Origin of the sequence: Streptomyces sp. ICN903 (assembly GCF_022015835.1) — a bacterium.
Classification (GTDB): domain Bacteria; phylum Actinomycetota; class Actinomycetes; order Streptomycetales; family Streptomycetaceae; genus Streptomyces; species Streptomyces fenghuangensis.
Genome location: NZ_JAKMAY010000304.1, coordinates 1 through 6,311, shown reverse-complemented (window position 1 = coordinate 6,311; position 6,311 = coordinate 1). Strand labels below are relative to the sequence as shown.

At 74.0% G+C, this 6,311-nt stretch carries 6 protein-coding genes; all 6 read left to right on the top strand.

The window, feature by feature from the left end; all coding sequences use genetic code 11:
* The first annotated feature begins 234 nt into the window (after window positions 1-234).
* Window positions 235-891 carry a DUF433 domain-containing protein gene (locus tag L7D48_RS23965; RefSeq protein ID WP_237882365.1) on the top strand — a complete coding sequence of 219 codons (657 nt, stop codon included), beginning with the start codon at window positions 235-237 and terminating at the stop codon, window positions 889-891.
* Window positions 881-1,267: a toxin-antitoxin system, toxin component, PIN family protein gene (locus tag L7D48_RS23960; protein WP_237882363.1), complete on the top strand. Its 387-nt coding sequence runs from the start codon at window positions 881-883 to the stop codon at window positions 1,265-1,267. Before L7D48_RS23965 ends, L7D48_RS23960 begins: the two co-directional genes overlap by 11 nt.
* Before the next feature lie 208 nt (window positions 1,268-1,475).
* Window positions 1,476-2,963, top strand: coding sequence for a hypothetical protein (locus L7D48_RS23955; RefSeq protein WP_237882361.1), 1,488 nt, complete (start codon window positions 1,476-1,478; stop codon window positions 2,961-2,963).
* A gap of 91 nt (window positions 2,964-3,054) precedes the next feature.
* Window positions 3,055-4,362: an AAA family ATPase gene (locus L7D48_RS23950; RefSeq protein WP_374493533.1), complete on the top strand. Its 1,308-nt coding sequence runs from the start codon at window positions 3,055-3,057 to the stop codon at window positions 4,360-4,362.
* Between the two features lie 107 nt (window positions 4,363-4,469).
* Complete coding sequence (locus L7D48_RS23945) at window positions 4,470-5,675, top strand: VWA-like domain-containing protein (protein WP_237882367.1); 1,206 nt, start codon at window positions 4,470-4,472, stop codon at window positions 5,673-5,675.
* Between the two features lie 271 nt (window positions 5,676-5,946).
* The gene (locus L7D48_RS23940; protein WP_237882357.1) at window positions 5,947-6,285 is read left to right on the top strand and encodes a helix-turn-helix transcriptional regulator; all 339 of its coding nucleotides are present in this window, start codon (window positions 5,947-5,949) and stop codon (window positions 6,283-6,285) included.
* The last annotated feature ends 26 nt before the right edge of the window (window positions 6,286-6,311 follow it).

Below are 6,311 nucleotides of genomic sequence, written 5' to 3'. Positions count from 1 at the left end.
CCGCCAAGCCGGCCGTCCTGCCCCTCCAGACCTGCGACGGCTGCGAACGCGCCATCCGCGCGGCCCGGCCCGGCCAGTTGTGCCGCGACTGCCAGTACGAGGCCGAGGCGGCGACCGCAGCCACCGAGGGGGCACCGCGTGTGGCTTGCTGAAAGCCGGACGTGTCTTGCCCAACCCCAGGTGGGAGGCTGGACGTGCGACGATGCGAGGCCTGACGACGACGGGAGGTCGATCATGGTCGACAGGTTCACGGACGGACTGCTGACGCCTGCGGAAACCTCTTCCTACCTGGAGATTCCGTCATCGACCCTCGCATCCTGGCTGAAGGGGAAGGCCGCCGGCGCCCCTCTGGTGCACCAGGTGGAGCCGGTACGGAAGGGGCAGCCCTCGGTACCGTTCGTCGCCGTGGCCGAAGCCCACGTCCTGCGGTCCCTGCGCTCGCTCGGCCTGCGGATGAGCGAGATCAGGGAGGCCGCGGCGGCCGTGCGGAACGCCTTCGCCACCCCCTACGGCCTGGTGTCGAAGCGGATCGCCACAGACGGTGTGGACATTTTCGTCGAGCACGGTTTCGGGGATCTGCGCAGGGCCCGGGACGGGCAGGCCCCGATTCACGAGGTCGTGTCCGACTACCTCCGTTACCTGTCGTGGGACGCCGACGACGATTTCCCCACGAGTCTGCGACTGAGGCAGTATCCGCAGACCGTTCCCGTCGTGATCGATCCGCGATTCGGCCACGGCCGGCCTGTCGTCGCGGCGAATCGCGTCCCGGTCAAGGCCATCACCGATCTGTGGGAGGCCGGGGAGTCGGTCGAGGACATCGCCTACGACTTCGACATGTCCCCCGAGCAGGTCGACGCCCTGTGTCATGCCGTGGTGCGTCTTGCCGCCTGAGTTCTTCCTCGACCGCAACCTCGGACGTCGCGTCGCCGATGAGCTGAAGGCGCGCGGGTGGATCGTTCACCGCATCGTCGATGTCTTCCCGGCGGACGCGCAGGACATCCCCGATGAGGAATGGATCACCTACGGACTCGACCAGTCCTGGATCCCTTTGTCGAAGGACGGCCGGATCAAGACACGGGACCTGGAGATCAAGCCCGTCCTGGACCGGAAGGCAGTGCTCTTCTACCTCGACAACCAGCAGCTCCGCAGTATCGAGATGGTCGAACGCCTCGACGCGCACCGTGGCGCGATTCACCGGGTTGTCCTGCGGGGCGGCCCCGCCGCCTATGCCGTGCGGCGCGACCGCATCGAGCGCACATGGCCCTGATGCCTTCCCCCTGGAGAACCACGCGCGGTCCACTGACCGCTGGGGCCGGCCGAGCCGTTGTCCGCAGGCGCCACTGCGCGCGTCGGGGAGGGAGATCGTCTGGCGGCCACAGGGACTGACAGATCACCGCCGGTGTGGTTACGATGCCGACGATGAAGAACTTCTCCTCTTGTGGATTGGGGGAATCGCGTCCGCAAGGTGAGTGCTGATGGCACATCACCCCGCGAACACGATTCCGTCCCGCCTGCTGATGTGGCGGCGCGTGCGCGAGTACGCCGTGCCACCGTCCATGATCGAGACCGCGACCGCACGGCGTGTGGCCGGTGACTGGGCGGGGGCCTGCGCCGCCGCCCGCGTCGACGTCGATCTCGATCTGCGCGCCGTGCGCGAACGCCACGGCACCGAACTGACCACCCGTCTCCGTGCGGACCTGCGCCGGCTGGCGCCGGATCTGCTGCGCTGGCACATGCCCCGGATCGCCCCCGACGGGCGGCTGCGGCCCGGTCTGACCGTCTGCCTGGCCCGTTATCCGGACTTCGGTGCCGCGTCGCCGCAACTGGTGGTGCGGACGCCTCCGGCCTGGGCGGACGCCGGGCAGCGGATGTCTTTGGCCCTGTGGGAGGGGCCCGGGAGCGAATCTCCGGGGCACCATCCGCATCCGCACCCCGACCGGCGTTTCCGGCTCGACCTGCACCGGCACCTGTGGGACGTCGGGCGGAGCGCCGAACTGGCGCGACGATGCGGTGCGGGCGATGCGGTGGAAGCGGGTGGGGCGCCGTCCGTGGAGCCGTGCTCGTTCGGTGGGCCCGCTGTTCCCGACTCCCCTTGGGCGGTGGAACGTTGGGCCGCCGAGGCGGAGTTGCTGCTGCGGGCCGAGGGTCGCACTCGCGGGGCCTTCACCGTGCGGCTCGGTGCGCGCAGCCGCGCCGTGCTCGAACTCTTCGCCCCCGACGACAGCCATGTTCCGGCCCTCCGGCCGCTGCGGGAGTCGTTGCCGCCGCAGGAGGTCGCGGCGCTTCCGGTGCTGCCGGAGGCGGCGGCCCGGGTCCTTCCGGACCTGGAGCTGCTGCGGGCCGGGCTGGTCGCGCCCGGTCGGCTGCATCCGCTCGTCGCCGCGGCGCTGGCGGAGTCCGGTGCGGCGCCCATGGTCGGTGCGGCATCCGCGTCCGGTCCGGCTTCGGTGGCCGGTGCCGCCGCCGGGCCCGGTGATCCGCACCGGGTGGAGTGCCGGGGCGAGGTCCACCGGATCGCGCTGCGGGACGGGGTGCTGACGGCCGTCGACCACGATCCGGCCCAACTGCGGTGCGAGGAGCTGCTGGTGGCGCTCGGCGGGCCGCCGCTGCCCTGCCTGCGGGCGATCGACGCGGTGCACCGCAGCCCTCAGGAGCTGCCCGCGGTGCGGGAGCGGCTGCGCCACGGTGACGTGGCCGGGGCGCTGGCCGTCGTCGAGGGACTGCTCGGCCCCGGTGCGGTCCTGCGCGACGGGCCGCTGCGGGAGGAGCTGAGGTCGGCCGCGGCACGCCGCATCGACCACGGTCTCTTCCGCGCGGGGCTGGTCGCCGTGCACCCCGCCGCCGGTACGGAAGCCGCCGGTGCGGGGGCGGGCCGCCGCCCCCGGCTGAACCGCCACACACCTCCCGCGATCCGCCGCAAGCGAGCCGATCGGGCCCGCCCCCGCACCACCCTGACCCGCTGACCGGCCGTTCCCCGCCGGAGTCCCTTCACCCGCGCAGCACTCCCCAACACGTCCGGGGCGGGCCGTCCCGCCCCCTGTCCCGAACCAGGTGATGCCCATGTCCTCCAGCACCTTCCTGCCCACCGCTCCCCCGGCCGACGGTGCCGGCGACGCCGACCGCGTAACCGGCGCCCGTCTCGCCGTGGCCGACGATCTGCTGTCCATGCTGCGGGCGACCACCACCGAACCGCGCGCCGACGAGCAGCTCGAAGCGCTCACCCTGGCCGTCGCGGCCGATCTGCCCGTACTGCTCTGGGGGGAGCCGGGCATCGGCAAGACCGCGGCCCTGACGCAACTCGCAGCCTCCCTCGACCTGCCACTGACGACCGTGATCGCCAGCGTCCACGAGCCGTCCGACTTCTCCGGACTGCCCGTCGTGGGCGACGACCCGGCCGTACAGGGGGTACCGATGGCGCCGCCGCAGTGGGCCGTGGAACTCGTGCGGGCCGGGCGCGGGCTGCTCTTCCTGGACGAGCTCTCCACCGCCACCCCGGCGGTCCAGGCCGCGCTGCTGCGGGTCGTCCTGGAGCGGAGGGTCGGTGCGCTGCGGCTGCCGCCGGGGGTCCGGGTCGTGGCGGCGGCCAATCCGCCCGCGTCGGCGGCGGACGGATGGGATCTGAGCGCGCCGCTGGCCAACCGTTTCGTGCATCTGCACTGGACGCACGACCGGGAGGTGGTGGTGCGCGGGCTGGGCGGGGTCTGGCCCCGGGCCGAGCTGCCCCGGCTGGCGCCGGAGCGGCTGCCGGAGGCGGTGGCCTTCGCCCGGCGCGCGGTCTGCGGCTTCCTGGAGGCCCGGCCGACGCTGGTCCACCGGATACCGAGCGGTGAGACGCGGCGCGGCGGCGCCTGGCCCTCGCCCCGGAGCTGGGAGGCGGCGCTGACCCTGCTGGCCTTCGGTACGGCGGCCTCCGTCTCGCGGGAGGTGCTGGCGCTGCTGGTGCGGGGCGCGGTAGGAGACGGGCCTGGGCTCGAACTCCTCGCCCATCTGGACCGAATGGAGCTGCCGGACCCCGAGGCGCTGCTGGCCGACCCAGCCGCCGCCGAGCTTCCGGAGCGGGGCGATCTGCGCCAGGCGGCGCTGGAGGCGGTGGTGGCGGCCGTGGGGGCGCGGCCGGAGCGGGAACGCTGGGAGGCGGGCTGGGCGGTGCTGGTGAGGGCGATGGAGACCGGCGCCCCGGACCTGCTGGTCGCCCCGGCCAGGACGCTGGCCGCGCTGCGGTGCGACGACTGGGAGGTGCCGGAGGCGGTGGAGCGGCTGGCCGGGGTGGTCGGCCTGGCCCGGCGGGCGGAGCGGTCGGTGGAGCGGGCGGCGGAACGGGCGGCGGCCGGGGCCGGGCGTACGGCGGAGGCGGGCCGATGACGGGGAGCGCGAAGCGTCCGCTGCCGCGTCCGGCGCGGGTTCCGGCTCCGGCGCGGCAGCCCGTGCCCGTGCCCGGCCCGGCCGGCCGGGCCGGGCGCGCCCTGGACATGGAGAAGTTGCTGGCCGCCCGGCTGCACGCGGTGAAGGTCCGCCCCTATCTGGCCGACGCGCTGTTCGCGCTGCGCGTGGTGGAGGACCGGTCGGTGCCGACGATGGCGGTGGACGCGCACTGGCGCGTCTACGTCTCCCCCGGTTTCGTGGCGCGCACTCCGGTGGAGGAGTTGGCGGGCGTCTGGGTGCACGAGGTCTCCCACCTGCTCCGGGACCACCACGAGCGGAGCGAGAGATACGCGCGGGAGCACGGGGAGTACGGGCCGGGCGAGTCGCTGCGGCGGAACATCGCCGCCGACTTCGAGATCAACGACGACATCTACGGTGACGGGCTGCCCCGGCCGTCAGGCGCGGTGCTGCCGTCACTGCTGGGGCTGTCCGACGGGCTGCTGATGGAGGAGTACCTGCGGACGGCCTCGATGTCGGGGCTCGCCGCCGACCTGGCCTGGCTTGACTGCGGCAGCGGCGCCGACGGGCGGGAGCGGCCGTGGGAGCTGGGGCCGGGCGGGGCGTACGGGCTGAGCAGACAGCAGCGGGACGCGGTCCGCTTCCGGGTCGCCGAGGGGATCAAAGGACGGCCGGGCGACGCGCCGCAGGGCTGGCGCCGGTGGGCCGAGGAGGCGTTCCATCCGCCGCAGCCGTGGCGGCGGCTGCTGGGGGCGGCGGTCCGCTCGGCGGCGGGCGCTCCGGGGACGGGTGAGAACCACAGCTACCGGCGGCCCTCCCGGCGTTCGGCCGGCGTCCCCGGCGTGGTGCTGCCGAGCCTGCGCCGTACGCCGCCCCGGGTCCGTGTCGTGATCGACACCTCCGGGTCGGTGAGCGACGCCGAGCTGGGCAGCGCGCTGCTGGAGGTGGTGGCGATCTCGCGGGCGGTGGGCGGGCGGCGCGACCTGGTCTCGGTGATCTCCTGCGACGCGGCGGCCGGGGTCGCCGTGCCCCTGTGCCGGGCCGAGGACGTGGAGCTGGTCGGAGGCGGCGGGACGGACCTGCGTTCCGGTTTCGAGCGGGCGCTGCGCTGCGGGCCCCGTCCGGACGTGATCGTGGCCCTGACCGACGGTCAGACGCCGTGGCCCTCCGATCAGCCGCCCTGCCGCACCGTCGTCGGCCTCTTCCCGCGCCCCGCCCGCGCCGTGGACGAGGAGAGCCCCGTTTACGTCCCGGATGCTCCACCGCCCTGGGCGCGTGTCGTCACCATCGGCTGAGAGTCCGCCCGCGTTCCCCCGGGTGGTCGCCCGAGCGGCGGCCGGCGTGCACGGCGGCCGGGAGGACGAGAGGGTGTGGCACGACCTCTGCTCGGCGCTGTGCCACCAGGGAGCGGTGTACGAGGCGGGCTACGCCGCCCTGCCGGTCCTCGCGGACATCGCGGCCGGCCGTGCGCCCGGCGACCAATTCTGCCACCCGGGCCCGGCACCGATCGGCCACCTGGGCACTCAGCCCTTGCGCCGACCATCACCTCGCGCGACACTTAGCCATATGGCTAAGTATTCGGCGGAGCTGGACGGCGTGTTCGTCGCCCTCGCCGACCCCACCCGGCGCGCCGTCGTCCGGCGTCTCGGCCGCGGGCCCAGAAGCGTCGGCGACCTCGCCCGCGAGTTCCCGATGACCCTCCCCTCGTTCATGAAGCACGTGCGGACGCTCGAGTCGAGCGGGCTCATACACACGGTCAAGTCCGGCCGGGTGCGCAGCTGCGTACTCAACCGCGAGCGGCTCGCCCTCGTCGACGACTGGCTCGCGCAGCAGCGCCGGATCTGGGAGGAGCGCACCGACCGACTCGAGCAGTTCGTCACCGACCCGGAGGAGAACAGGCAGTGAAACCCGACCCCGGCCCCGGATTCGGC